This window comes from Bacillus sp. 0102A (assembly GCF_036765155.1).
Taxonomy (GTDB): Bacteria; Bacillota; Bacilli; order Bacillales; family Bacillaceae; genus Bacillus; species Bacillus subtilis_G.
The window spans coordinates 328,297-355,137 of record NZ_JBAIZW010000002.1; the positions used below are offsets into that span (position 1 = coordinate 328,297).

Consider the following 26,841-nt stretch of genomic DNA (forward strand, 5'->3'; position numbering starts at 1 on the left):
GGTGAGCAAGACCCTGCTCACCGCTACTTCTGTGGTTCTTCCTTATAATCGCATTCCACGCATTGGACTTGTATGCCTTTTTTGAGTTTTTTCTCGACAAGCATTTTTCCGCATTTCGGGCATTTTCGTTCAATTGGTTTGTCCCAGGAAACGAATTCACAGTCCGGATAACGGTCACAGCCGTAAAAAACCCGTTTCTTTTTCGATTTTCGTTCAACAATATTTCCTTCACCGCAGCTCGGGCACTTCACGCCGATTTGTTTCACAATCGGCTTTGTGTTCCGGCAATCCGGAAAGTTGGAGCAAGCTAAGAATTTACCGTACCGGCCCATTTTATATACCATTGGAGAATTGCACAATTCACAATCTTCCCCTGCATATTCAGGCTCGATTTCAACTTCTTTCATTTCCGCTTCAGCTTTTTTCACACGTTTTTCAAAATCCGCGTAGAAGTTATCAATAATCTTAACCCATTCGGTATCGCCTTCTTCAACATGATCAAGGTCTTTTTCCATTTTCGCTGTAAACTCAACGTTAATGATTTCAGGGAAAAATTCCATAATCAAGTCAAGAACGATCTGCCCCAGTTCAGTCGGAACAAAACGTTTATTATCCAAAGACACGTAGCCGCGCCGCTGAATGGTATCAAGCGTCGGAGCATATGTGGAAGGACGGCCGATACCGAGTTCTTCAAGAGTTTTAACGAGTCGTGCCTCGGTATATCGCGGAGGCGGCTGGGTAAAATGCTGCTCCGGTTCTATATCTTTTGATAATACCGTGTCGCCTTCTTGTAAGTCAGGCAGCATCCGGTTTTTTTCTTCCATTTGGTCGTCTTTTCCTTCAACATACACCTTCATAAACCCGGAAAACTTGACTTTACTTCCATTTGCACGAAATGTCAAACCATTGTTTGTCAGATCGACACTCATTGTATCGAGAATTGCAGGTGCCATTTGGCTGGCAACAAAGCGCTCCCAAATTAATTTATACAATCTCATCTGATCTCTGCCGAGTACTGCTTTTAATTCACTAGGTTTTCTGAGAACTGATGTCGGACGGATGGCTTCGTGGGCATCCTGGGCACTTTCATTCTTTTTCGCAGGCTTTCGTTTGCCGCCTAAGAACTCTTTTCCGTATGCCTGATCAATAAATGCAGCAGCTTCATCAACCGCCGTATTTGAAATACGGGTTGAATCCGTTCTCATATACGTGATCAGACCGACAGTTCCTTCTCTTCCAAGATCGATTCCTTCATATAATTGCTGTGCAATCATCATCGTTTTCTTCGCTCTGAAATTGAGTTTGCGAGCCGCTTCCTGCTGCAGGGTGGAAGTGGTAAAAGGCAAGGCCGGATTACGTTTACGTTCCTTTTTCGTTACTTTTTCAACTGTATATTTATTGCCTTTAAGCTGAGAAAGAATGTCTTTTACGTCGGCTTCACTATTTAAAGGAAGTTTTTTGCCGCTTTTTCCGAAAAAGCTCCCTTCGAACGTTTCCTGTCCTTTTAAGAACGTACCGTCAATGGTCCAATATTCCTCCGGCTTAAAGTCGTTAATTTCTTTTTCACGGTCAGTAATCAAACGGAGGGCAACGGATTGAACGCGGCCTGCGCTAAGCCCTTTCTTGACTTTTTTCCATAGGATAGGACTGATTTTGTATCCGACAAGCCTGTCTAAAATACGTCTCGCCTGCTGTGCATCCACTAAATCCATATTGATCATGCGGGGATGTTTAAACGATTCCTTAATGGCGTCTTTTGTAATTTCGTTAAACACCACACGGCAGTCTGAATTGAGATCTAAATCAAGGCTGTGTGCCAAGTGCCATGCAATCGCTTCCCCTTCTCTGTCGGGGTCGGCTGCGAGATACACTTTTTTAGCTTTTTTCGCAGCCGTTTTCAACTCTTTTAATACCGGCCCTTTACCTCGAATGGTAATATATTTTGGTTCGAAATTCTGTTCTATGTCAACTCCCATTTGACTTTTTGGAAGATCCCGGACATGTCCCATTGATGCTTTTACTTTATATTTTTTACCTAAGTAACGTTCAATCGTTTTCGCCTTAGCAGGCGATTCCACGATGACTAGATAATCAGACATTTTCATCCCCCTCAAGAGGTGTTCTCTCTCTTTTCAAGTATTTCAATTTTATTTTTGCTGCTGTCTTTATTTGGCTTTCAACATTTCATTCTTTATGATGAACGTCATTATTTAAATAGAAAACAATATGCAACTTTAAATCCTCACTATTATTAAATATTACAATGCCGTTTGTCAAACGATAATTCAAAAGGGTTCCGTATATTGAACGTTTCTTTCAGGAAGCTCCTCGAAAACATCCTCTGCTGACCATATGGCTTTAGCCCCCTGCTGAATCAGTTTTATAGGACCTCCGGCGTAAGGATCAAATAATGAACCGGGTACGGCAAAAACTTCTCTCCCTTGTTCCAGTGCTTGATATGCAGTAATCAGCGAACCGCTTTTTTCTTTGCCCTGCACAACAATAATGCCTTCACTTAATCCGCTGATGATGCGGTTTCTCATAGGGAAATGCCATTTTTGGGGTTTAGTTTCAGGTGGATGCTCTGACAGAAGGATATGGTGTTTTGCCATGTGATTTGCTAACTGAAGGTTTTCCCGGGGATAAATGTGATGAAATCCCCCTGCAATGACGCCGATTGTCCGCCCCTTCGCCTTAATACTTGCCGCGTGGGACATTCCGTCTATCCCAGACGCAAGTCCGCTGACAATCACCCACTCTTTGCGGCAAAGCTCTTTAGTAAGGTGATTGACAACATGTATCCCATAAGCTGTTGGATTTCTTGTACCTACAATTCCAATTTTCCTCCCTTCGGAAAGAAGAGCCATATCACCCTTTGCAAACAGGACGGCGGGGGGATCATAAATGGTTTTCAGCCAGAAAGGATATTGCTCAGAAGAAATCGGGATGGGGATAATGCCTTGCTCATGGTAAGCAGCAAGTACACGCTGAAGCTTTGGATAATGTTTTTCTATTTTGTTTTTTAATGCAGCTGCCTCTCTTTTACCGCGAGTAACAGTTTCTAACACGGGTGATGTCAGCGACATAGATGGATCGGCTTTCCACCATTTTAATAGAAGGGATGGGGATAATAATTGATTGATTCTGCAAATCATTAAACAGGCAGCGGCCTGATCCAATATATTGACCTCCTTTTGACAGAAAAAAGATAGAACAGCCTTGACGGCTGTTCCTTCTTTATTAATGCGTTTTGCAAGTTTCGAACAAGTTCTTCTCTTTCAGCACCTTAATTAACGTTTCGCCCATTACAGAAGGTGTGTCTGCAACTTCGATTCCGCATGCATTAAGGGTTTTGATTTTTTCATCAGCTGTACCTTTTCCGCCGGAAATAATGGCGCCGGCATGTCCCATGCGCTTCCCTGGAGGTGCTGTTTTACCGCCGATAAAACCGACTACCGGTTTTGTCATGTTGGCTTTTACCCACTCTGCCGCTTCCTCTTCGGCAGTACCGCCGATTTCGCCAATCATAATGACAGCATGTGTGTCAGGATCTTCGTTAAACGCTTTTAAAACGTCAATAAAGTTTGTTCCATTTACAGGGTCGCCGCCGATTCCAACAGCTGTAGATTGTCCTACACCGGCTTCTGACAGCTGGTGCACCGCTTCGTATGTTAATGTTCCTGAGCGCGATACAACGCCTACATGACCCTTTTTATGGATATATCCAGGCATAATGCCGATTTTGCATTCTTCAGGCGTGATGACACCAGGACAGTTCGGCCCTATCAGTCTCGTTTTCTTGCCTTCCATAAAGCGTTTTACCCTTACCATATCCAAAACCGGAATATGTTCAGTGATGCAGATCACGAGATCAAGCTCCGCATCTACCGCTTCCATAATCGCATCAGCTGCAAACGGTGCCGGCACATATATAACAGATGCGTTAGCGCCGGTCGTTTGAACTGCGTCAGCCACTGTATTAAATACAGGAACCCCTTCCGCTTCAGTTCCGCCTTTTCCAGGTGTTACACCGCCTACGATATTTGTGCCGTATTCGAGCATCTGTTTCGTATGAAATAAAGCGGTAGAACCTGTAATCCCTTGCACAATAACTCTTGTATCTTTATTAATAAAAACACTCATTATCTGGTCCCCTGCCTTTCATTCTTTCTTAAACTAAGGATACGATTTTCTGCGCGCCGTCAGCCATTGATTCCGCAGATGTAATATTTAACCCTGATTCACTAAGGATTTTCTTCCCTAGATCCACGTTTGTGCCTTCTAGACGGACGACAAGCGGCAATGTCAAACCGACTTGTTTAGTCGCTTCAACAACCCCTTCTGCGATGACATCACATTTCATAATGCCGCCGAAAATGTTGACAAAAATCCCTTTAACGTTTTGATCAGAAAGAATGATTTTGAATGCTTCCGTGACTTTTTCTGCGGTTGCACCGCCGCCCACATCAAGGAAGTTGGCCGGTTCTCCTCCGTAATGCTTGATAATATCCATTGTGGACATTGCAAGTCCCGCGCCGTTTACCATACAGCCGATATTTCCATCAAGGGAAATGTAGCTTAAATCATATTTGGACGCTTCGATTTCTTTCGGATCTTCTTCATCCAAGTCTCTGTATTCCATAATATCTTTTTGTCTATACAACGCGTTGCTGTCGAAATTCAATTTCGCATCAAGCGCCATCACACTTCCGTCGCCGGTGACAACGAGCGGGTTGATTTCAGCGATAGAGCAGTCTTTCTCAACAAACGCTTTATATAGTCCAAGCATAAATTTAGCAGCTTTTCCCACAAGTTCTTTTGGAATATTAATAGCGAATGCAATTTCTCTGGCTTGATAGCCTTGGAGGCCGACAGCCGGATCGATTACAGCTTTTTTGATTTTTTCCGGTGTTTTTTCCGCAACTTCTTCAATTTCTGTTCCGCCTTCTTCAGAAGCCATCAGAACGATTCTGGAAGTAGCGCGGTCAAGCACAAGACCCACGTAGTATTCTTTTTTAATATCGCAGCCTTCTTCAATAAGTAAGCGTTTTATTACTTGGCCGTCCGGACCCGTCTGATGTGTAACTAGGGTCTTCCCTAAGAGCTCTTCGGCATACGCTTTAACTTCGTCTAATGATTTTGCTATTTTTACCCCACCAGCTTTGCCTCGACCGCCAGCATGAATTTGAGCCTTTACGACATAAACCGAGCTGGATAAGTTCTTTGCTTTCTCAACTGCTTCTTCTGCTGTAAAAGCCACTTTACCTTCAGGAACAGATACCCCATAATTTCTGAGGACTTCTTTTCCCTGGTACTCATGGATATTCATTTCCCATCCTCCTAACTTATGTAACAAAACTAAAATAGACTGCGCTTTCATTCTATAATAATACTGGAAGAATTGTCTAGAGTTCGATGCAAAATCTTTAAATCCTTCTAAACATTCAAACTTTTATTTTATTAAAAACATAAATTTCAAACAGAGGATGGGGAATATTCTCGCTATTTTTTGTTTTTCATGCTTTCGTCCAACCTATAAACGAACGAAAAAATCTCGGCCACCGTTTCATAAAGAGCTTCCGGGATTTGATCATCTACAGTCAAATGGCGCATTAATTCGACAAGGGTCCGATCTTCTTGAATCGGAACCCCTGCATTTTTCGCTTCTTTGATAATATTGTCGGCTATATGGCCCTTACCTGTCGCAACCACTTTCGGCGCCTTGTCGTTTCGTTCGTCATAATGGAGAGCCATAGCTTTTCTGACCGGCATCTGCTCTTTCATATTTTCACATCCACTTCCTGATCACTGATGCTTGTTATATATTGATCAATTGCAGTCTTCTCTTCGGTGTGAATCCTTTTTTTAGCGTTTACCCCTGAAAGGCTGTATCCCATTTCCATAAGGCCTTGTTTTAGCACAGGCACCATCGGATCGATCGCTGCCTGAAGATCGAATTCAGTCTCAATTGTAATGGTCATGACTTTTTGCTGTATCAAACAATCAACGACTGTTTCTTTTAACGTATCCAACTGCAGCAAAAACAAAAGGCGGCAATGGGAGGGATCCAGCTTTCCATCCGCTTCTTTCTTTCCTTTAAACAGAACGGTCATGTCCTGAACCCCTGACTTCGAGAACAGCGGAAATGACATCACTATTTGGCTGTATGACGGATGGTCCTGCTGCATGAAAAGCTGGCCGTTTAATTTGTGAAAAAGCTGATCGGCTTCCCGTTTGACAGGTTCGGCTACCTCATGCGACCCTCTTGCGGCCTGAAGAGCCAACTTCATGGATTGTATTTCATCAGGGGTGACCGCGCTTCCTTGTTCAAACGCTTTAATGAATGCAAGCTCGTCCCTTGCGCCGATTGCCATCTTCACTTTGGTTAAGAAAGAAAGAACATCTGCCTTATCAGCCAAACTAGGCGCTGTATGCTGAACAGCCTTTAAAAAGACTTCGGCTTCCTGATCTGTGACTTGTGCAGCCTGTAAAACAGCTGAAGCGGCAGGTGACTTACTATCACCCGATGAAGCAGCCGCTTTCATCCAATTTGCTGCTTCTTTCACAATTTGAAGACTGTTTTTTTCAGCAGATTCCGTCAGCTTTGTCAGTAACTGCCGGGCTTCTTTGATTGGAATGTCTGCTGCGGTTTTAGCTGGCTCTCCTTGTACGCCTCTCTGTTCCGCTGTGTGGTTTACAGGCGGCAAACCGGCCTTTTCGGGAGAGCCGGATGGTGCGCTAAGCTCTCTATTTCCGGCTGGATTACCTGAAGAAGGCGCTTTGGTATTGTCCGTTATAGAGACAAGCTTATCGATCAGACGTTCTGCATGAACATCGATTTCGCTATTAAAAAGTGTTGTAATTGCTTCTTTGAGCTTTGTCATCATTTGGCTCTGCTGAGGGTTTTGGTTAATAGCCTGAAGCAGCTGAGATACGTGCTGATGCAGCGGAACAGGCGATTTCACAGCATGAACACCGCTCAAAACCTCGGGGTGAATGGGTAATTCACGCTTTAAAGCGAACAGAACCGTTTCAATCGCTTTTTTTGTGTCTGACGCAGGCAGCGCATCCATCCAGCGGACAGCTGTTTTGATATCATTTTCTGTTACGGGTGTTTTGCTCTTGAGCATTGCTCCTGTCATCATTAGAGCAGCGTTTGACGGCTTTACTGATATGGCATTCAGGAGCTTTCCCGCTGCTTCCTGAATGGTTTTGGGATTTTGGTTAAAGCTTTGAACGACCTGAAGGCGGCCTGTTTGTTCTGCCGTGTTTTTTTCGTAGGAAAACCAATAGTACGCCTGAGGACGAAGCTGGGTTTCAAGTTTTCCCTGGACAGTTTGATTGCCGACTTGGATCAGCGCATGCTGATCTCCTAATAAACGAAGCACTTTTCCTAAAAGAAGACGCTTCTCCCCGTTTTGCGCTTCGCTGACATTTGCTGATTCCTGCGGGATTGCTGTATTTTTAAAAAGGTGCTGCAGCGCTTTTTGCACATCATTTCGTATATTCATTTACAAGAGGTGCCTCCTTGTCCATTGATTTATCTGATAGATTGAACAGGAGCGAAAGTTTTGCGGTGCAATTCAGTTGGGCCGTATGCAGCGAGAGCTTCAAGATGCTCTTTTGTCCCATAGCCTTTATTTTTTTCAAAGCCATACATGGGGTAGGTTTCGGCATAGACGCTCATCATCCGGTCTCTTGTTACTTTCGCGATACACGCACCTGCCGCAATAGACACGCTTTTGGCATCACCTTTTATAATTGACGACTGAGCCGTGTCGAGCGGCAGTGTCATTGCGTCAACAAGCAAATAATCAGGTGTATCTGACAAATCCTGTATCGCTTTCACCATTGCCATCTTTGAAGCCTCATATATATTGATTTCATCAATCACAGAGGCTTCTACAATTCCTATTCCGACCGCCAGTGCTTCTTTCATAATAAGTTCGTAATATTCATCACGCTTTTTTTCTGAAAGCTTTTTGGAGTCTGTCAGCCCAAGTATTTCACATTCCTTCGGAAGGATGACTGCGCTGGCGACAACAGGTCCCGCCAATGGCCCCCGGCCGACCTCGTCAACACCTGCGATCAAGCGAAATCCTTTGTTTCTTGCCAGCCTTTCATAGGAAGTCATATTCAGCCATTGTTCTTTCAGCGCTTTTTCTTTCGCCTGCTTTTTAAGCCATTGCTCTACAAGCGTTTGAACGCTCTTTCTCGGATCGTTTACGCATTGGGCAAGAAATGGGTCTTGTTCATCCTTCACTTCCTGCAAACGGTCTTTAATGTCCTTTACGGTTAATGTATTCACTTTCTCTTCTCCCTTACTGTATGTATCGGATCGGTCAGGAAAAAATAAAGACCCGCATTTCTGCGCGCCTTTACTTAGCGGGCTGTTCAAATGACAGCCTGCCGAACTTTTCAGTGCGGATATCGCGAATGATGACTTCAGTCGTTTTATCGTAGTTAATAAGCCCTCCGCTCATGAGACAGCCGCGCTTTTCACCTATTGCATCAAACAGCTCTGCAATGTCCTCTGGGATCTCATCAAGGCTGTAACGCTCTTTAAGCCGTTCAGGATAATGTTCTTCGAGAAAACGAAGACCAAACACGGCCACGTCCTGCAGATTGAGAATTGTATCTTTAATAGCCCCGGTGATTGCCAGCCTCAAGCCGACAAGCTCGTCTTCAAATTTAGGCCATAAAATCCCCGGTGTATCTAAGAGCTCTAATTCTTTCCCGACTTTGACCCACTGCTGAGATGTCGTAATACCAGGTCTGTCTCCCGTTTTTGCTATGTTTTTCTTTGCTAGCCGGTTGATAAGTGTTGATTTTCCGACGTTTGGAATACCGATAATCAAAGCGCGAATTGCTCTAGGCTTCACGCCTTTCGCCCTCATCCGGTCAAATTTTTCTTGGAGGATCTCTTTTGATGCCGGCACAATTTGATTTAAGCCTTGTCCGTTTACCGAATTAATGGACAGAGATCGAATCCCCTGATTCTCAAAGTGTTGTTTCCATTGCTGCGTAACTGCCGCATCTGCTTTGTCAGCCTTGTTTAACAGCATAATTCTCGGCTTATTTTTTAGAATGTCCTCAATCATTGGGTTTCTTGATGACATAGGAATTCTGGCATCTACCAATTCATATACAATATCGATTAATTTTAATTTTTCGGTTACTTCCCTTCTTGCCTTTGCCATATGGCCCGGGAACCATTGAATTGTCATGTGACACGAACACCGCCTTTATCTCTTCAGTATGCAAGATTCTTTGTTGTCCTTTATGTATTTTACGATGCCTGTCCGGCATTTTCAAATTGTGTATAAAAAAAGAGCTTGTTACAGGTAACAAGCTCTTTTCGTTCGTTATCATTATCGTCTGATCTCTTTAATACGAGCCGCTTTTCCGCGAAGTTCACGCAGGTAGTAAAGCTTAGCACGGCGTACTTTACCGTAACGTACAACTTCGATTTTCGCGATTTTTGGTGTGTGTACAGGGAAAGTACGTTCAACGCCAACACCGTAAGAAATCTTACGAACTGTGAACGTTTCGCTGATTCCACCACCACGACGCTTGATCACAACACCTTCAAAGATCTGAATACGCTCACGGTTACCCTCAACAACTTTAACGTGTACACGTAAAGTGTCACCAGGACGGAACGCAGGAAGATCAGTACGAAGTTGTTCTTTTGTGATATCTTCAATTAGTTTTTGCATCGTTTTCAACTCCTTCCAACAGATGCTCTTGGCCACAAAACCCGGCACAGCGGAACATCGTTTTCAAGCTTGCAGCGGATAAGCCCGCTTAAGCCACAAGTAGTATCTTATCACAATTTCATAGCCTATGCAATAAAATCTATTCTTTTTCCCATTCAGAAATCCATTTTCTTTGCTGCTCTGTAAGCGGATAGTCTTTCAGAAGATCCGGGCGTCTTACATAGGTTCTTCTGATCGATTCTTTATTCCGCCATTCGTTGATTTTCGCATGGTTTCCTGATAGAAGCGTTTCAGGCACTTTTAAACCTTTGTAATCCGCCGGTCTTGTATAATGCGGGTGCTCTAAGAGGCCGGTGCTGAATGAATCCTCAATATGGGAAGCCTCTTTGCCCAGCACACCCGGAAGCAGTCTAACCACACTGTCTGCAATCATCATTGCAGGGAGCTCACCGCCGGTCAGAACAAAATCGCCAATGGATATTTCATCCGTCACCAGATGCTCGCGAATGCGTTCATCGTAGCCTTCATAGTGGCCGCAAATGAACAGCAAATGCTCTTCCTTCGCTAATTGTTCGGCTTTTTTTTGGGTAAAGCGTTCACCTTGCGGGCAGACGAGAATAATACGCGGAGCAGCGGCTGCCTTTGATGTCAGGCCCTCGACCGCGTCAAAAACAGGCTGAGGCTTGAGAACCATGCCTGCCCCGCCGCCATAAGGATAATCATCAACAGTATTATGCTTGTTATCAGAATACTCCCGGAAATTTACGACTTGAAACTGCACCGCTTCTTTATCCTGCGCTTTTTGAAGAATCGATGAACCGAGCACGCCTTCAAACATTTCGGGAAACAGCGTCAAAAAGTCGATTTTCATTCGTCTATTAATCCTTCCATGAGTTCAACCTCAATTTTCTTTTCGCTGACATCGATATGTTTGACCACTGATTCAATGTAAGGAATCAGCGCGTCTTTTTTCCCTTTTCTCCCGATGACCCATACGTCATTAGCTCCAGGCGTCAAAATTTCTTTAACCTTTCCGATTAGTTGGCCGTCTTCGGTAAATACTTCACACCCAATGATTTCGTGGAAATAAAATTCTCCCGCATTCAGCTCTCCTAAATCTTCTTCAGGAACTTTAATGATCGCGTTTTTCAGTTCTTCCACTTCATTCATGCTTTGTCTTTCTTTAAACTGCAGCAAATGAAATTGTTTATGCAGTCTGTGCGTGTTCACCGTTACTTCCACGGGCTCGTTACGTCCGTCTATAAACAGATACAGCGTGTTGCCCGGCTTGTACCGTTCTTCGGCAAAATCTGTTTTCGAAATCACCCGCACTTCGCCTTTAATTCCGTGGGTATTTACGATCTTACCTACGTTAAACCATCGCTTTGTCATATCATCACCTCTGGCGAATTTCAATTACTTGTCCGTCTTTTATGACGATGGTGTTTGCCGCTGTTTTCTCATGCCAGTTATCCCCGGCTTCAATTGTCAGCAGCGCATCGACTTCCTTTTCTTTCATCTCACTGCCAAGCGGCAATGTATGTACTTGAGCAATTTGAAAATCGATTATTTTTATGTTATCTTTTCGCTTTTCTATTGCCTTTTTAAATTGTTCAATCATATCTGGATTTTGCTGTTCTTTCTCATGTTTTCTAAGCTGAAAATAGAGCTGGCTGCATTCTCGTTCAAGCATTTGTTTCTTTTCGGCAAAAGAAGCTAAAAGCTTTTCCTTGCTGCGCTCGGTTAAGACTTGCATAACGGCTACACGGTGAATAATTTGCATCGCACCAAGCTCCCCGCTTTTAAAACTTTTTGTCGCTCAGGTTTTCAATTTCACCTAAGCTTCTATCAGTTTACCCTTTTTTGCGTGTAAAAAAAGGGGAGGTGCCGGCCCTCTCCCTTTTAGTCAAATATCTCAAATTGAACTTTCTTAGAAGACTGTGCGCCAGCTGCAAATACAGCTGTTCGAATCGCTTTTGCAGTCCGGCCTTGCTTTCCGATAACTTTACCGGTATCTGACTTATGGACAGATAAGCGCAGCGCAATCTTTTGATCGGTTTCTTCTCTTGTGATGCGAATGTCATCTGGATGATCAACAAGCGGCGTCACAATTTTGACAATCAAATCTTCCAAGTGTTGATCAGTCATTACTTGCCTTGTTTAGCGTTGTGGAATTTTTCCATGATTCCTTGGTTAGAGAACAAGTTACGAACTGTGTCAGAAGGTTTAGCTCCAGTTTGAAGCCATTTAAGAGCAAGCTCTTCATCAATTTTCACTTCTGCTGGTTTTACAACCGGGTTGTAAGTTCCGACTGTTTCGATGAAACGGCCGTCACGTGGTGAACGAGAATCTGCTACAACAATACGATAGAAAGGAGATCTTTTTGATCCCATACGTTTTAAACGAATTTTTACTGCCATTTTACTAGCACCTCCGAAAATATTTCAACAAGATAGTATATTAACAATGATAAAAGTGTTTGTAAAGTGTTTTTTCTTAACAACGGTTTTATCATGTATAACCGATTACATAAAAGGTAGCTTAAACCCTTTTTTCTTGCCTTTTGACATGTTTGTCATCTGCTTCATCATTTTTTTCATTTCGTCAAACTGCTTAAGCAGACGGTTGACTTCCTGCACGGATGTCCCGCTTCCTTTCGCAATCCGCTTCCGCCGGCTGGCATTGATGATATCCGGCTGTTCTTTTTCACGAACAGTCATGGATTTAATGATTGCTTCCACATGATTCAGCTGTTTTTCATCAACTTGGATGTTTTTCAGGCCTTTCATTTTACCTGCACCCGGCATCATTTGCAGAAGTTCATCAAGCGGCCCCATGTTTCTGACCTGCCCGAGCTGCTCCAGAAAATCGTCCAATGTGAAGCTCATTGTTCTCATTTTTTGTTCCAGCTCTTTGGCTTTATCTTCATCGACGCTGGCCTGTGCTTTTTCAATCAATGTCAGCACGTCGCCCATGCCGAGAATCCTTGATGCCATGCGTTCAGGATGGAACGATTCTAGCGCATCAAGCTTTTCGCCTAAACCAGCGAACTTAATCGGCGTGTTTGTGACCGCGCGAATAGAAAGCGCAGCACCTCCGCGTGTGTCTCCATCAAGCTTAGTCAGCACAACACCGGTTAAACCGAGCTGTTCATTAAAGCTTTGGGCTACATTCACAGCGTCCTGACCGGTCATTGAATCGACAACCAGGAAGATTTCTTCCGGATTCGCGATTTCCTTCACGCTGGTCAGTTCATCCATCAATTCATGGTCAATATGCAAGCGGCCGGCCGTATCCAAAATGACATAGTCATAATGTTCTTCCTTGGCTTTTTCAATAGCCTGTTTAGCTATTTCTACAGGACTGACCTGATCACCAAGTGAGAAAACAGGCATGTCAAGCTGTTTGCCAAGCGTTTCCAGCTGCTTAATGGCGGCTGGGCGGTAAATATCGGCAGCAACCAGCATCGGTTTGCGATTATGCTTTTTGCGCAGCAGATTCGCAAGCTTACCGCTTGTTGTCGTTTTACCGGCACCCTGGAGACCGACCATCATAATAACAGTCGGCGGCCTTTTCGCGGTGGCGATTTTGCTCTCTTCGCCGCCCATCAGCTCAGTCAGTTCCTCTTTAACAACTTTAATGACCTGCTGGCCGGGCGTCAGACTTTTCATGACGTCTTGGCCTACAGCGCGTTCACTTACTTTCTTGACAAAATCCTTGACTACTTTAAAGTTAACGTCAGCCTCAAGCAGCGCAAGACGAACCTCACGCATCATATCTTTTACATCTTGTTCACTGACTTTCCCTTTTCCGCGGATTTTGGAAATCGTCTGCTGCAGTCGGTCGGCTAATCCTTCAAATGCCATAGTTTGCCGCCTCCTAATCTAATTTCTCAAGCGCTTCAATCAGAGCTGTAATTTCTTCCTCTTCTTTTGAACCGGAAGCAAGCTCCTTCAGCTTATTAAACATCTCTTTACGCTCCTGAAACTTTTTCAAAAGGAGCAGCTTTTCTTCATATTGTTCAAGCATCGCTTCTGTTCGTTTGATGTTATCATAAACAGCTTGTCTTGAAACCTCATATTCTTCGGCTATTTCGCCTAGGGAGAAATCGTCCAAATAATAAAGCGACATATAGCTCTTCTGTTTTGACGTCAACAACGACTGATAAAAATCAAACAGATAATTCATTCTCGTTGTCTTTTCGAGTGACATTTGAGCTCTCCCCTTTGTTAAGTCAAATCCCTTTACGATAACTTAGTTTACATGGTTTTACGGAGACTGTCAAGTTTTTATCTTGTCATAGCAATGATTATTTTTTCCAAAATACACTAAATATCACCCAATTTATTCCGATATTGTATATGAACCCTATTTAAAAGGAGGATTTTTCATGAAAAAAATCGGTTTATTGTTTATGCTGTGCTTGGCAGCTGTGTTTACAATCATTGTCCCGGCACAGCAAGCAGACGCTGCTGAGGCGCCTTATAAGGCTACAATCACAAATATCAGCACGGATGGAGGGGTTTACGGTAAAATCAATTACGGTCAAGGTCAATTTTGGCGAGTGAAGTACAATATCACCATAAGCGGCAAATTGCTCGACCAAAACGGACAGCCGGTGCCAAACGCTCCAGTAAGATTTGAAGCAGATACGAAAGTCGGAAATACAACAAAAACAGCTTCAGGAACAACCGATGAAAACGGAACGTTTGAGGTTCCAATGTATTTGGGACCAGCTGCTGGGTACTATACGTATTACACATCTGTTTCCGTTCATTACTATGACATCATCCCTTTTAGAGCTTATTCAGGAGATTCGAGACTGGTATCCACTGATAACAGCCTTTATCATTTCGCCTATCAAGTGAGAAGATAATAATAGAAAAAGGCCTTTTTAGGGGCCTTTTTCTTAATCCTCGGCTTTTTCAACTAAATCTGAAAACAGGCCGTATACATACGATTCAGCGTTAAATTCCTGGAGATCATCAACTTTTTCACCTAACCCGACTAGTTTAACCGGGATGTGAAGCTCGTTGCGGATCGCAAGGACAATACCGCCTTTTGCCGTACCGTCAAGCTTCGTTAAAGCAATGCCTGTAACGTTTGTTGCTTTAGAAAACTCTTTCGCCTGCGCCATCGCGTTTTGGCCGGTTGTGGCATCAAGAGCAAGCAGCACCTCATGCGGCGCTTCAGGCACTTCTCTTTCGATGACGCGCTTCACTTTTTCAAGCTCTTTCATCAGGTTTACTTTGTTTTGGAGACGCCCTGCTGTATCACAGATTAATATATCAGCGTTTCTTGCTTTCGCAGCATGGACAGCATCATAGATAACAGCCGCAGGATCGCTTCCGGCCGTCTGCTTAATGACAGGCACTCCCGTACGCTCTCCCCATACTTCCAGCTGTTCAATGGCGCCCGCTCTAAATGTGTCTCCAGCAGCAAGTACGACAGATTTCCCTTCTTGCTTCAATTTATGGGCAAGCTTTCCGATTGTTGTCGTTTTGCCGACTCCGTTTACACCTACCAGAAGGATTACATTTAAACGCCCATCCTGAATGTTCAATTCAGAAATTTGCTCATCTCCGCTGTTATAAATCTCGACCAGTTTCTCAGAAATAACAGACTGGACTTCCATCGGATCTTGAATATTTCTGCGTTTCACTTCTGTTTTCAGCTCATCTATTAATTCCATAACGGTTGTAAAGCCGACATCCGCGCTGATAAGAACCTCTTCAAGTTCTTCAAAGAAATCCTCATCCACTTTACGGTAACGGGATACAAGATCATTCACTTTGGTTTGAAAGGAGTTTCTTGTTTTTTCAAGGCCATCCTTAAACTTTTCAGATACGGAATCTGTCTGTTTTGTGATTTTCTCTTTTAATTTTTTAAAAAAGCTCATCTTTTACCCTCTTTCCTCGTTACTGTACGAATTCTTTTGTTTCTTCCAGCTTAACTGAGATTACCTTGGAAACACCGGATTCCTGCATGGTTACGCCGTATAGCACATCCGCTTCCTCCATCGTCCCTTTTCTGTGGGTAATCACGATAAACTGGGTATCACTGCTGTATTTTTTTAAATACTGCGCAAATCGGAAGACATTCGCTTCGTCAAGCGCAGCCTCTACTTCGTCAAGGACGCAAAACGGCACAGGACGAACCTTTAAGATTGAGAATAAGAGCGCTATAGCAGTAAGCGCACGCTCTCCGCCTGACAGAAGGTTTAAGTTTTGCAATTTTTTCCCCGGCGGCTGTGCGATAATCTCGACTCCTGAGTGAAGCAGATCGTTCGGATCGGTGAGCCTTAGTTCAGCTCGTCCTCCTCCGAATAAGGAACGGAAGACTTGATCAAAGTGTGAGCGGATTTGGACGAATGTGTCGTTAAAGCGTTTCGTCATTTCTTCATCCATTTCTTCAATCACTTGGAACAGGGTATTTTTCGCTTCTGTCAAATCTTCTTTTTGTTCCGACAGAAACTTATACCGTTCGTTGACCCTCTCAAACTCATCTATGCTTCCGAGGTTTACAGCACCCAGCTCTTCGATTGCGAGTTTAATCAGCTTCACGCGCTTTCTGGCTTCCTCTGGATCAGCTTCAAGCTGATATGTCTCTTTTGCCCCCTCAAAGGACAAGCTGTATTCCTCCCGCAAGTACTGAAGCAAATTATCAAGCTCAACTTCCATCCGGCCCAGTTTGACCTCTTCATCTTTTAAGAGCGTTGTTTTTTGTTTATACAGCCGTTTCATTTCTTTCAGCTCACGCTCATACGTATCAAGCCCATGCTGAAGCTTGATACGCTGGTCGCGTCTTAACGCAATCAGTTCGATCGTTTTCGTTTTGTCATTCAATTTATGTTTTGCAGCTTCTTCAAGCTTTTCTTCGCCGCTCGAGCTTGATGACATCTCTGACGTTAAGAAGCTCAAGTCTTCTTTCGCTTCTTTTAACGCAAACTCTGTTTCTGCGAGCTCTTTCTTTAGTCTGTCAAGGTTGTCCTCTTCCCCCTGGCATGCCTGCTCTTTTTTGGCCGCTGTGATCTTCAGCTCGGTCAGCTCATTGGAGAGAGACTCTTTCGTTGAGGATTGCGTTTGTTTTTGTTTTGTCAGTCTGTCCATGTCCTCTTCAAGCTGCTTCATCTTTTCGGATACGGCAGAAAGCTCTTCTTCCAGCTTGCGTTTGCGCGTTTTCTTCTCTTCATCGCTTTCTGACAGAGCGGATTTTTCTTGATCATAGAGCTCTAAATGGGTGTTGATATTTTTCTCGGCAACTTGAAGTTCGTACAGCTGGCCTTTTACATCCTGCTGCTTTAATCTCAAGCTTTCCCCTGTTTCTCTTAAATCAGCCAGTTTATTCTCTATATCCTGAAGGGATTGCTTGAGTGTTTTGACTTCTTGTTCAAGCAGTGCTGTTTTCTCTTCCATTTCAATGAGCCGTTTGCTCACATCTTCAAGCTCACGGCTTCTTCCAAGCAGCGAGTTATTTTTCTTTTTAACCGCTCCGCCCGTCATTGAACCACCCGGATTCACGACATCTCCCTCAAGGGTTACGATGCGGTACCGGTGGCTGAGAAGCTTCGCAAGCTCGTTTGCACCCTTTAAATCCTCTGTGATCAGCACGGTTCCAAGAAGATTCTGGATGATGCGCCGATACGCAGGGTCAAATGTGACAAGTTCACTGGCAACCCCGAGAAATGACGAATGCTGCGCTGCTGTTTCCGCGTCCCGGCTTTGAAGCTGGCGGTCTCTGATGACAGAAAGAGGCAGAAACGTCGCTCGGCCGAAGGAATTCTGTTTTAAATATTGAATCGCTTTGCGGGCAGACTGTTCATCGTCGGTCACGACATGCTGGGCAGAAGCGCCGAGCGCAATTTCAATGGCCGTTTCATACTTTCGGTCTGTTGACATCAGCTCAAGGACCGCTCCGCGAATCCCGCCAAGGCGCTCCTTCACTTTCAGCACTTCTTTAACACCTTGATAAAAGCCGGAGAAATCACCCTGCATCGTCTCAAGCATGTCCTTTTTTGATCTCGCTTGCTGAACGTATTGGTATGCCTGATACAGAGCGGATTCATTTTTTTCGTATTGGCGCTTTTTCTGCTCATATTTTGTCTGCATGTCACGATATGCGCCGACTTGGCTGTGAATTTCCTGCTCGATTCGGGCAAACTCCGCTTCACATGAGGCTTTTCGCGCAGAAATATCGCGCCGTTCCTGAAGATGCTTTTCATTGTTGTCTGCAAGCCTCTGTAATGTGACAGCGGATTGGGACATCTGGTCATCCAGCAGCTGGAGCTCATTGCGAATTGAAGCCTGGCTGTTTAACAGCTCAAAGTAATCGCTTTTCAGCTGCTCGATCTTCTCTTCGACATTTTCATTGTGAAGACTGAGAGCCTGCTGTTTTTCTTTCACCTGAGCTCTTAACTGTTTCACCTCTGCCTGAAGCGTTTCGAAGACAGCTTCCTGCTTCGCAAGCTCTTCTTTCAGCACCGTTTCTTTTTGCTGAAACTGAATGATGGCTTCTTCCAGCTGTTCTTGGTTTTGCACAGCGTTTTTCTTGCGTTCTTTCAGGACTTCTTTACGGCCTTCAAGCTTTTCCAGCTCTTCACTCGTCACCAATAAGACCTGCTGGAGCTCATCTACTGATTCATCTAGCGCTTGAATTTTGTCTCTCGCATCTTCAATTTTCGCTTCTTTCGCAGAAAATGCAGACGATTCAGCGAGCTCTTCTTCCTTTGCGAGCTGCACTTTCTCTTTAAGCGTTGACCATTTGCCGTGCAGCTCTTCGATATCATAGGCAGTCAGCGCAATTTCAACATGCTCCAGCTCTTTCTTTTTCTCCAGATAGTCTTTCGCGATTGAAGCTTGAATTTTAAGAGGTTCAACCTGTCCTTCAAGCTCATGTAATATATCTTCTACCCGGTTTAAATTGTCCTGTGTCTCAAACAGTTTATTTTCTGCTTTTTTCTTTCTCGTTTTATATTTAAGCACCCCGGCCGCTTCTTCAAAGATACTGCGGCGATCCTCCGCTTTGCTGCTCAGGATCTCTTCCACTTTCCCTTGGCTGATAATAGAAAATGCTTCTTTACCTAGACCAGAGTCCATAAACAAATCAATAATATCTTTTAAGCGGCACGGCTGATTGTTAATCAGAAACTCACTCTCGCCTGATCTGTATACACGTCTTGTAACACTGACCTCATGGAAGTCAATCGGCAAGAAATGATCATCATTATCAAGAGTAAGTGTAACTTCAGCTAGGTTTAATCGCTTTCTCGAATCACTGCCGGCAAAAATGATATCTTCCATTTTTCCGCCGCGAAGAGACCGTGCCGATTGCTCTCCAAGAACCCAGCGAATGGCATCTGTGATATTGCTTTTTCCGCTCCCGTTTGGACCGACAACCGCTGTAACGCCTTTTACAAAATCTACGGAAATCCGTTCTGCAAACGATTTAAATCCTATAACGTCTAAACGTTTGAGGAACATAGCGATCCTCCTTATGTAATAAGTATTTCAATTCTATCATAAAACATGGATGAAATAAGACGGCATACATACTGAAATCCCCCTGAATGATAAAGGGGGATTTTATTGTCTCGTATGGTGTTTTTGCAATTTAGCTAAAGCTTCCTGAGCAGCGTGCTGTTCGGCTTCTTTCTTTGAACGGCCGTTTCCGACTCCGAGTGGTTCACCTTTTAGAGATACGATGGCTTCAAACTCACGGTTGTGCGCAGGCCCTTTTTCGTTGGAGATTTTATACTCCAGAGAGCCTTTGCCGTCCCGCTGCACGTATTCCTGCAGCTGGCTTTTGAAATCCATCACATGAGAAAAAGCACCATCGTTAATTTTAGGGAACACATAGACTTTTAAGAAACTTTCGACCGGCTCTAATCCCTGGTCAAGATACAAGGCTCCGATAAATGCCTCAAAAACATCCGCCAATAGAGCAGGACGCTTTCTTCCGCCTGTCATTTCCTCACCTTTACCTAATAGGACAAGGTCGCCGAATGACAGTTCGTGAGCCAATGAAACGAGAGACGGTTCGCATACAATCGCAGCTCTCAATTTCGTCAAATCTCCTTCACTCATAGCCGGGTACTTGGCAAATAAGAATCTGGAGATGGTCAGTTCCAAAACAGCGTCACCTAAAAATTCAAGCCTTTCATTATCTTCATACGGCTTTTTCCGATGCTCATTCACATAAGATGAATGTGTAAATGCTTGATACAAAAGCTTTTCATTTTGAAAGTGAACCGAAATCCGTTCTTGAAACTCTTTAAATTGTTCTACTTTTTTATAGAACTTTTTTTTATCTTTATAATGTGAGTGTTTTGACATAGTAACCTCCATAGGCACATCAGGTTCACCGCGCTTCTCTGACTAAACCGGATACAGCGCGCGTAAAAGCGGCATGCTGTAATAACTGCACGAATAAAGGGCTAAAGCCCCGCGTTTCGGCGGGACTTTTAGCATCAGCTTATTGCTGGTTTTGTATGTAGTTCACAGCGTCGCCGACTGTTGCAATCTTTTCAGCATCTTCGTCAGAAATTTCCATATCAAACTCGTCTTCAAGTTCCATAACAAGCTCAACTACATCTAGGGAATCAGCACCTAAGTCTTCCTTGAAAGAAGCTTCAAGTTTGACGTCTGCTTCATCAACGCCAAGGCGATCTACGATGATTTTCGTTACACGCTCTAATGTATCTGCCATAGCAATTCACCTCCCCTCAAGTATTATAGTGGATTCGTTTTTAAAAAACTAGAGAAACTATGATGAAATTTTCGAGAAAAAAACTTACATCACCATTCCGCCGTCAATATGAAGCGTTTGGCCTGTCATATAACGAGCTCCCTCTGAAGCAAGGAACGTGACCACGCTGCTGACGTCGCCAGGTTCGCCAAAGCGCGCGAGCGGAATTTGTTTCAGCATTTCGTCTTGAACATCTTTTGTTAGCTTATCTGTCATATCAGTTGAGATAAATCCAGGCGCAATCGCATTTACCGTAATATTGCGGCTTGCGAGCTCTTTAGCAGAAGATTTTGTTAAACCGATCACGCCGGCTTTTGCGGCCACGTAGTTTGCTTGTCCAGGATTTCCACTGACACCTACGATAGACGACACGTTAATAATACGGCCTGAACGCTGTTTCATCATTTGTCTTGTAACAGCTTTCGTGCAGTTGAAAACACCCTTTAAGTTAATGTTAATGACGTCATCCCATTCATCTTCTTTCATTCTCATGATGAGATTGTCTCTTGTAATTCCGGCGTTATTAACTAAAATGTCAATCGCAGAAAAAACAGACAGCGTTTCTTTTATCATGTTTTGTACATCTTCGGGATTTGATACATCCGCTTTGACAGCAATTGCTTTTCTGCCCAATGATTTGATTTCATCTACTACTTCATTAGCTTTCGCTTCATTGCCGGAGTAGTTCACGACAACGTTTGCGCCGCTTTTTGCCAAGTCAAGGGCGATTGAGCGGCCGATTCCGCGGGATGCGCCAGTGACAATAGCTGTTTTGTCATTAAGCATTTTCATTCTCCTCCTTAAGCGTTTGAATTGCCAGCTCGATCGTTTCCGGATCTGATACAGCAATTGTTTTTAAGCGTCTGTTTACTTTTTTCACAAGGCCTGAAAGCACTTTTCCGGGGCCGATTTCAATAAAAGTCGTAACACCCTCTGCAATCAGCTTGTTAATGCTTTCCTCAAAACGAACCGGAGAGTAGAGCTGCTCAATGAGCTTCTCTTTGATTTCTGCTTTATCAGTCATGGCATTAGCAGAAACATTTGAGATGACTGGAACGTCAGCGTCTTTTATTTCACAGGAGTCCAATACTTCTTTCAGCTTTTCAGCTGCTGGCTTCATCAGTTCAGAATGGAACGGACCGCTTACTTCAAGCGGAATCGCACGTTTTGCACCGTTCTCTTTTGCCCGTTCAGATGCAAGCTCTACCCCTTTAGCTGTTCCGGAAATGACGATTTGTCCGGGGCAGTTGAGATTCGCAAGCTGGACAAGGCTGCCTTCCTCCGTAACTTTATCGGTTACTTGCTTTAATGCTTCAGCATCCATGCCGAGAATCGCAGCCATGGCTCCTTCGCCAGCCGGCACTGCTTCATTCATAAACTCTCCGCGTTTTCTGACGGTATAAACAGCATCTTTGAAAGACAGTGCGCCAGACGCAACCAGTGCGGAATATTCACCAAGGCTGTGTCCTGCTGTAAAATCAGGTGTAATGCCTGATTCTTTAAATTTTTCAAGAACAGCAATGCTTGTCGTCAGCAAAGCAGGCTGTGCATTATATGTAAGCGTTAATTCTTCAGTATCACCTTCAAAAATCAGCGAACTGAGTTTTGTTTCCAATGTTTCATCCGCTTCATCAAAGAGACGCTTTGCAGCAGGGACCTGCTCATAAAGCTCTTTCCCCATGCCGATAAATTGTGATCCCTGACCCGGGAATAAAAATGCAATCTTACTCATGATGTAAAAACCTCCAGACTACTCATCTGTTTTTTCTTCTTTTACTTCTTCCTGAATGAGCGCAGCCACATTTTGGCTGACCATCTCTCTTGCTTGACGAATCGCGTGAAATACAGCATTAGAATCTGAAGAGCCGTGCGCCTTGATCACAGGGGCTTTTAAGCCAAATAGACTTGCTCCGCCATAATTCGAATACTCCATTTTCATTTTCATGTCTTTCATCTTCGGCTTCAGCACAGCTGCCGCGAGCTTTGATGTGAAATTAGACGTCATGACTTCCTTCATCATTTTAAAAATAGACAACGCAGAACCTTCCAGCGTTTTGAGTGTAACATTCCCGGTAAAGCCGTCTGTTACTACAACATCCGCCACATCATCTAAAAGGTCTCGCGCTTCCACGTTTCCGATAAAATGTATATTAGCTGTTTCTTTTAATAATTGAAACGTCTGCTTCGTCAGTTCGTTTCCTTTTTTATCTTCTGTTCCGACATTTAAAAGCCCGACTCTCGGTGAAGTGACACCGCGCACTTGCTGAGAATAAACAGAACCCATGATGGCATATTGGGCGAGGTGCTCCGGCTTGGCATCGACATTGGCGCCGACATCAAGGAGAAGAAATCCATCTCCTGAAATGGTCGGAAGCGTCGGGGCAAGCGCCGGACGGTCAATCCCTTTAATTCTGCCGACAATAAACAGACCGGCTGTCATTAACGCGCCGGTATTTCCTGCTGATATGCAGGCGTCAGCTCTGTTTTCCGCAACTTCCTGCGCCATAAGGACCATAGATGAGTTCTTTTTTCTTCGCACGGCGCGGACCGGTTCATCCGTAGGCTCAATCACTTCATCTGCGTGCAGCACCGTGATGCGATCTGGTGTTGTTGTTAAATGTGATTCTATCGTTGTTTTGTCACCGACAAGTGTGATATGGAGATCATCAAATGCCTCTATACCCTTTAAAACTCCGTCAATAACAGCTTTGGGAGCGTGGTCTCCTCCCATTGCATCTACAGCTATTCTCATGCATGCTCCACCTTTATAATTGTTTTGAACGGTACATGTCAAAATGTCCAGAAAAAACAATTTCTTCGCCAACATAGCTGTTCACTTCGACAACTGTTCTTCCTTTTTCTTTTTCGACCGCCGTCACTTTCGCTTTCGCTACAACACGTTCTCCCTGCTTTACCTGTCTTGTAAAGCGGATGTCTGCGCTTGCAGTCAGTGCCAGCTCGTCATCAATAACTGCCACAGCCAAAGAATTCGCCTGTGCAAACAAATGGTGTCCTCTCGCAATTTGATTCCGGCTGAACACATGCTCCTGTTTGATTTCTAAAATGGATATCGCCTGATCATCCAGCTCAAGGTCAATAATTTCTCCGATAACTTCGTCCAGTGACAGGGATTTCACTTCATCTTCAAGCGTTTTCTCTGCAACGTTCTTAATTCTTTCTCTCAGCTCCGGTATCGATAGCTCTAAGCGGTCCAAACGAATTGTCTGGATGCTCACCCCGAATTTACCCGCTAATTCTTCATCTGTAATAAAGGGGGTTGCTTGTATCGTCTGCTGAAGTAATTCCTGGCGTTCTCTCTTATTTCTTCTCATGTCTAAACACCATCCGGACAATTAAGACTAGGTACTAATAGTAGTATATAATTTCATAGATTGGAATGCAACGATTGTTTCTAGCTGAACACCGAAAACTTCTGGTAACTAGCTTAATTTTTCCCCGTCCATTGCTCCGCTCGTCAGTAATCGCTCTCTCAGCACACCGTATTCCGGCTCGTTCCAGAACGCGTCAGAAGCCACAAGATTCGCAGCATCCTGCCTTGCCGTTTCAAGCGCTCTGTAATCATGAACCATGTCCGCCACCTTGAATTCAGGCATTCCGCTTTGTTTTTTACCGAAGAAATCTCCCGGGCCTCTTAGTTCCAGGTCCTTTTCAGACAACTCGAAGCCGTCATTGGTCTCGGACATAATTCTCATCCGCTCTTTCCCTGTTTCTGATTTAGGATCGGCCATCAGAATGCAAAACGATTGATGCTCTCCCCGTCCGACACGGCCGCGCAGCTGGTGAAGCTGTGACAGTCCGAAACGGTCGGCGTCATAAATCACCATAATGGTTGCATTTGGAACATTCACGCCAACCTCAACAACAGTGGTTGATACGAGGATTTGACAGTGATTCGCACTAAACTCTCTCATGACCTGATCTTTTTCATCGGAATGCAGCTTTCCGTGCATCAGGCCGACATTCCATTTCCCTTGGAAAATGTCAGAAAGCATATTGTACACGTCAATGGCGTTTTGTACATCAAGCTTGTCTGATTCTTCAATCAGCGGGCAGATGATATAAGCCTGTCTGCCCTGTTTTAATTCTTTTTCGACGAATGCCAAAATACGATCCAGCATGTCATGTTTTACCCAATAGGTTTCGATCTGTTTTCGTCCCGCCGGCATTTCATCAATGACAGATACATCCATTTCACCGAACACTGTGATGGCTAACGTTCTTGGGATTGGAGTGGCTGTCATAAATAGAACATCGGGATCCTGCCCTTTGTTCCGAAGTTTTTTACGTTGCTCAACTCCAAATCGGTGCTGTTCATCTGTAATGACGAGACTCAGCGCCTTAAACTCCACCTCATCCTGGATTAAAGCGTGGGTTCCTACAAGAATATCAATCTCCCCCGCGGCAAGACGCTCAAGCAGTTCTTTTCGCCGCTTCCCTTTGACAGAGCTTGTCAAAAGGGCGACGCTGACATTCCACTTTTCAAATAGTGAAACGAGCGAATCAGCATGCTGTTCGGCCAGAATCTCTGTCGGCACCATGAGCGCCCCCTGGTATCCGGACAGGATCGCGGCATACAACCCAATGGCCGCGACTGCCGTTTTTCCTGATCCGACGTCTCCTTGAAGAAGACGGTTCATTCTGTATGGAGAAGACATGTCTGCTGTTATTTCGCGAAGCACGCGCGACTGGGCGTTAGTGAGAGGAAACGGAAGGCTATTGATAAATCTCATGAGTTCTTCGTTTGAAAAACGCTGCCGTATCCCTTGAGTCTGCTCTCTTTCCGCCTTTCGAAATGCCTGCATTTTCAACTGAAACAACAAAAATTCCTCATAAACAAACCGGCGTCTTGCAAGCGTTAACGCTTCTCTTGTTTCAGGCTGATGCATCGTTTTTAACGCCTGCTGATAGTCCGGCAGCTTATAGCGTGTTTTTAGCTTTTCCGGAAGAGGATCCGGAAGCGAGTCTGCATACTGGGTCAGCGCCTGCTGAATAAAGCGTCTCATCATTTTGACGGTAACATTTTCTTTCACAGAATACACTGGTTCAATGCTTTTATCCTCTTGGTGCGGCCCGTTTTTCAACTCCTGAACAGAGATGGTTTGGCGGTGCTTGTCCCATTTACCTGAAATCGTCACGACAGAGCCCAGCGAGAGCTTTTTCTTCAAATAAGGCCGGTTAAAACATACGGCTGTGATTAAATAGCGGCCGACAAGAAGCCTGAATGTCAGCCTGTTTCGTTTTTTTCCATAATAGGTAAGAGAAGGCTCTGAATGAACCTTCCCTTCGACTGTGACTCTTTCATCATGCTTCACTTCTTCTAAATCCCTCAGCTCGTAGTCATCATAGCGATAAGGGAAATAATTCAGAAGATCAGAAGTGTCATAAATACCGAGTTCATGTAATGTTTTTTCTGTTTCCGGCCCAATGCCCTTAATGTTAGCTATACTAGTTTGCTGATGTTGTTTCACGTGAACCTAGCGCTCCTCCGAAAATTTTTTTCTCTAATTCTCTGCCAGTCGGTGTTGCTGCTAAACCGCCCTGACCTGTTTCTCTAAGCGCAGTGGGCATCGTTTGGCCAATTTTATACATGGCATCAATAACCTCATCACATGGAATGCGGCTTGTAATGCCCGCCAATGCCATATCAGCAGCAATCATCGCATTTGACGCGCCCATCGCATTCCGTTTCACGCACGGCACTTCAACAAGCCCCGCTACAGGATCGCACACGAGTCCGAGCATATTTTTTAATGTAATGGCCATGGCCTCTGCGCTTTGTTCGGGTGTTCCTCCTGCCATTTCAACAATAGCCGCAGCCGCCATGCCTGAGGCTGATCCAACTTCTGCCTGACATCCTCCGGCGGCGCCGGAAATACTTGCGTTATTGGCCACGACAAATCCGAAAGCCCCGGACGTAAACAAAAAGCGGATCATTTGTTCTCTTGTTGGGTTCAGCTTTTCTTTTACAGCAAATAACGTGCCTGGCACCACACCAGCAGAACCTGCAGTCGGTGTCGCACAGATGGTACCCATGGCTGCATTTACTTCATTTGTTGCAACAGCTTTCGATACCGCATCTAAAATCAGCGGGCCAGACAGGCTTTTACCTGATCGAATGTAGGCCTGCAATTTAACGGCATCCCCGCCTGTTAAGCCCGTTTGGCTCGTAACTCCCTCGAGTCCTTTCTGAACCGCTGCTTCCATAACAGACAGATTGTGATCCATCTGCTGAAAAATCTCTTCTTTTGTTTTTTCTGTTACTCCCATCTCTTGAGCGATCATCACATCAGAGATGGATATTTGCTTTTCTTTTGTAATCTCTAATAATTCCTTTACATTACGAAACATAACTGGCTCC

Annotated in this window: 27 protein-coding genes; 1 reads left to right on the forward strand and 26 read right to left on the reverse strand. The window is 44.4% G+C overall.

Annotated features, from left to right (window positions below; translation table 11 throughout):
• Positions 1–23 precede the first annotated feature (23 nt).
• From topA to V6D41_RS06140, 16 genes are all read right to left on the reverse strand, one after another.
• On the reverse strand, positions 24–2,099 hold the full coding sequence (topA, locus tag V6D41_RS06065; RefSeq protein WP_333517600.1) for a type I DNA topoisomerase: 2,076 nt from the start codon (positions 2,097–2,099) through the stop codon (positions 24–26).
• 186 nt (positions 2,100–2,285) lie between these two features.
• Complete coding sequence (gene dprA, locus V6D41_RS06070) at positions 2,286–3,179, reverse strand: DNA-processing protein DprA (RefSeq protein WP_333517601.1); 894 nt, start codon at positions 3,177–3,179, stop codon at positions 2,286–2,288.
• A gap of 61 nt (positions 3,180–3,240) precedes the next feature.
• Positions 3,241–4,143 (reverse strand): succinate--CoA ligase subunit alpha, encoded by a 903-nt coding sequence (gene sucD / locus V6D41_RS06075; protein ID WP_333517602.1) that lies wholly within the window; start codon positions 4,141–4,143, stop codon positions 3,241–3,243.
• A gap of 28 nt (positions 4,144–4,171) precedes the next feature.
• Entirely contained in the window at positions 4,172–5,329 is a 1,158-nt protein-coding gene (sucC, locus tag V6D41_RS06080; RefSeq protein WP_333517603.1) for an ADP-forming succinate--CoA ligase subunit beta, read from the reverse strand.
• A gap of 173 nt (positions 5,330–5,502) precedes the next feature.
• A complete protein-coding gene (locus V6D41_RS06085; protein WP_333517604.1) occupies positions 5,503–5,784 on the reverse strand; it encodes a FlhB-like flagellar biosynthesis protein in 282 nt (93 codons plus the stop codon).
• Positions 5,781–7,511 carry a hypothetical protein gene (locus V6D41_RS06090; RefSeq protein WP_333517605.1) on the reverse strand — a complete coding sequence of 577 codons (1,731 nt, stop codon included), beginning with the start codon at positions 7,509–7,511 and terminating at the stop codon, positions 5,781–5,783. The genes V6D41_RS06085 and V6D41_RS06090 overlap by 4 nt, the downstream gene beginning before the upstream one ends.
• 29 nt (positions 7,512–7,540) lie before the next feature.
• Positions 7,541–8,308, reverse strand: a complete 768-nt coding sequence (gene rnhB / locus V6D41_RS06095; RefSeq protein ID WP_333517606.1) for a ribonuclease HII — start codon at positions 8,306–8,308, stop codon at positions 7,541–7,543.
• Positions 8,309–8,378: 70 nt separating this feature from the next.
• Positions 8,379–9,227, reverse strand: coding sequence for a ribosome biogenesis GTPase YlqF (ylqF, locus tag V6D41_RS06100; RefSeq protein WP_148961838.1), 849 nt, complete (start codon positions 9,225–9,227; stop codon positions 8,379–8,381).
• 144 nt (positions 9,228–9,371) lie between these two features.
• A complete protein-coding gene (rplS, locus tag V6D41_RS06105) occupies positions 9,372–9,719 on the reverse strand; it encodes a 50S ribosomal protein L19 (RefSeq protein ID WP_003220825.1) in 348 nt (115 codons plus the stop codon).
• Positions 9,720–9,858: 139 nt separating this feature from the next.
• Positions 9,859–10,590, reverse strand: coding sequence for a tRNA (guanosine(37)-N1)-methyltransferase TrmD (gene trmD / locus V6D41_RS06110; RefSeq protein ID WP_333517607.1), 732 nt, complete (start codon positions 10,588–10,590; stop codon positions 9,859–9,861).
• On the reverse strand, positions 10,587–11,111 hold the full coding sequence (gene rimM / locus V6D41_RS06115) for a ribosome maturation factor RimM (RefSeq protein ID WP_087992073.1): 525 nt from the start codon (positions 11,109–11,111) through the stop codon (positions 10,587–10,589). The genes trmD and rimM overlap by 4 nt, the downstream gene beginning before the upstream one ends.
• 4 nt (positions 11,112–11,115) lie before the next feature.
• Positions 11,116–11,502, reverse strand: a complete 387-nt coding sequence (locus tag V6D41_RS06120) for a YlqD family protein (protein ID WP_202327684.1) — start codon at positions 11,500–11,502, stop codon at positions 11,116–11,118.
• A gap of 119 nt (positions 11,503–11,621) precedes the next feature.
• Entirely contained in the window at positions 11,622–11,867 is a 246-nt protein-coding gene (locus V6D41_RS06125) for a KH domain-containing protein (RefSeq protein WP_087992075.1), read from the reverse strand.
• Positions 11,867–12,139 carry a 30S ribosomal protein S16 gene (gene rpsP / locus V6D41_RS06130; RefSeq protein WP_010788590.1) on the reverse strand — a complete coding sequence of 91 codons (273 nt, stop codon included), beginning with the start codon at positions 12,137–12,139 and terminating at the stop codon, positions 11,867–11,869. The genes V6D41_RS06125 and rpsP overlap by 1 nt, the downstream gene beginning before the upstream one ends.
• Before the next feature lie 105 nt (positions 12,140–12,244).
• Entirely contained in the window at positions 12,245–13,585 is a 1,341-nt protein-coding gene (gene ffh / locus V6D41_RS06135; RefSeq protein WP_087992076.1) for a signal recognition particle protein, read from the reverse strand.
• Positions 13,586–13,598: 13 nt separating this feature from the next.
• Positions 13,599–13,931, reverse strand: coding sequence for a putative DNA-binding protein (locus V6D41_RS06140; protein WP_003238590.1), 333 nt, complete (start codon positions 13,929–13,931; stop codon positions 13,599–13,601).
• Between the two features lie 178 nt (positions 13,932–14,109).
• On the opposite strand from V6D41_RS06140, the gene V6D41_RS06145 reads away from it, so the two are divergent.
• Positions 14,110–14,595 (forward strand): Ig-like domain-containing protein, encoded by a 486-nt coding sequence (locus tag V6D41_RS06145; protein ID WP_148961842.1) that lies wholly within the window; start codon positions 14,110–14,112, stop codon positions 14,593–14,595.
• A 33-nt stretch (positions 14,596–14,628) separates the two neighbouring features.
• Here the strand turns inward: V6D41_RS06145 and ftsY are convergent, their stop codons facing one another.
• The 10 genes from ftsY to sdaAA form a co-directional block, all read right to left on the reverse strand.
• The gene (gene ftsY / locus V6D41_RS06150; protein ID WP_087992079.1) at positions 14,629–15,618 is read right to left on the reverse strand and encodes a signal recognition particle-docking protein FtsY; all 990 of its coding nucleotides are present in this window, start codon (positions 15,616–15,618) and stop codon (positions 14,629–14,631) included.
• Between the two features lie 19 nt (positions 15,619–15,637).
• Positions 15,638–19,198, reverse strand: coding sequence for a chromosome segregation protein SMC (smc, locus tag V6D41_RS06155; RefSeq protein WP_333517608.1), 3,561 nt, complete (start codon positions 19,196–19,198; stop codon positions 15,638–15,640).
• Between the two features lie 102 nt (positions 19,199–19,300).
• Positions 19,301–20,050 carry a ribonuclease III gene (gene rncS, locus V6D41_RS06160; protein WP_014113767.1) on the reverse strand — a complete coding sequence of 250 codons (750 nt, stop codon included), beginning with the start codon at positions 20,048–20,050 and terminating at the stop codon, positions 19,301–19,303.
• 139 nt (positions 20,051–20,189) lie between these two features.
• A complete protein-coding gene (gene acpP / locus V6D41_RS06165; protein WP_003154310.1) occupies positions 20,190–20,423 on the reverse strand; it encodes an acyl carrier protein in 234 nt (77 codons plus the stop codon).
• A gap of 84 nt (positions 20,424–20,507) precedes the next feature.
• Entirely contained in the window at positions 20,508–21,248 is a 741-nt protein-coding gene (gene fabG / locus V6D41_RS06170; protein WP_087992081.1) for a 3-oxoacyl-[acyl-carrier-protein] reductase, read from the reverse strand.
• Positions 21,241–22,194: an ACP S-malonyltransferase gene (gene fabD, locus V6D41_RS06175; RefSeq protein WP_333517609.1), complete on the reverse strand. Its 954-nt coding sequence runs from the start codon at positions 22,192–22,194 to the stop codon at positions 21,241–21,243. The genes fabG and fabD overlap by 8 nt, the downstream gene beginning before the upstream one ends.
• Before the next feature lie 18 nt (positions 22,195–22,212).
• Positions 22,213–23,214 (reverse strand): phosphate acyltransferase PlsX, encoded by a 1,002-nt coding sequence (gene plsX, locus V6D41_RS06180; RefSeq protein ID WP_289347181.1) that lies wholly within the window; start codon positions 23,212–23,214, stop codon positions 22,213–22,215.
• 13 nt (positions 23,215–23,227) lie between these two features.
• Positions 23,228–23,794: a transcription factor FapR gene (fapR, locus tag V6D41_RS06185; RefSeq protein WP_087992084.1), complete on the reverse strand. Its 567-nt coding sequence runs from the start codon at positions 23,792–23,794 to the stop codon at positions 23,228–23,230.
• A 108-nt stretch (positions 23,795–23,902) separates the two neighbouring features.
• Positions 23,903–25,951: an ATP-dependent DNA helicase RecG gene (gene recG / locus V6D41_RS06190; protein ID WP_333517610.1), complete on the reverse strand. Its 2,049-nt coding sequence runs from the start codon at positions 25,949–25,951 to the stop codon at positions 23,903–23,905.
• Entirely contained in the window at positions 25,929–26,831 is a 903-nt protein-coding gene (sdaAA, locus tag V6D41_RS06195; protein WP_333517611.1) for an L-serine ammonia-lyase, iron-sulfur-dependent, subunit alpha, read from the reverse strand. Before sdaAA ends, recG begins: the two co-directional genes overlap by 23 nt.
• Positions 26,832–26,841: the final 10 nt, after the last annotated feature.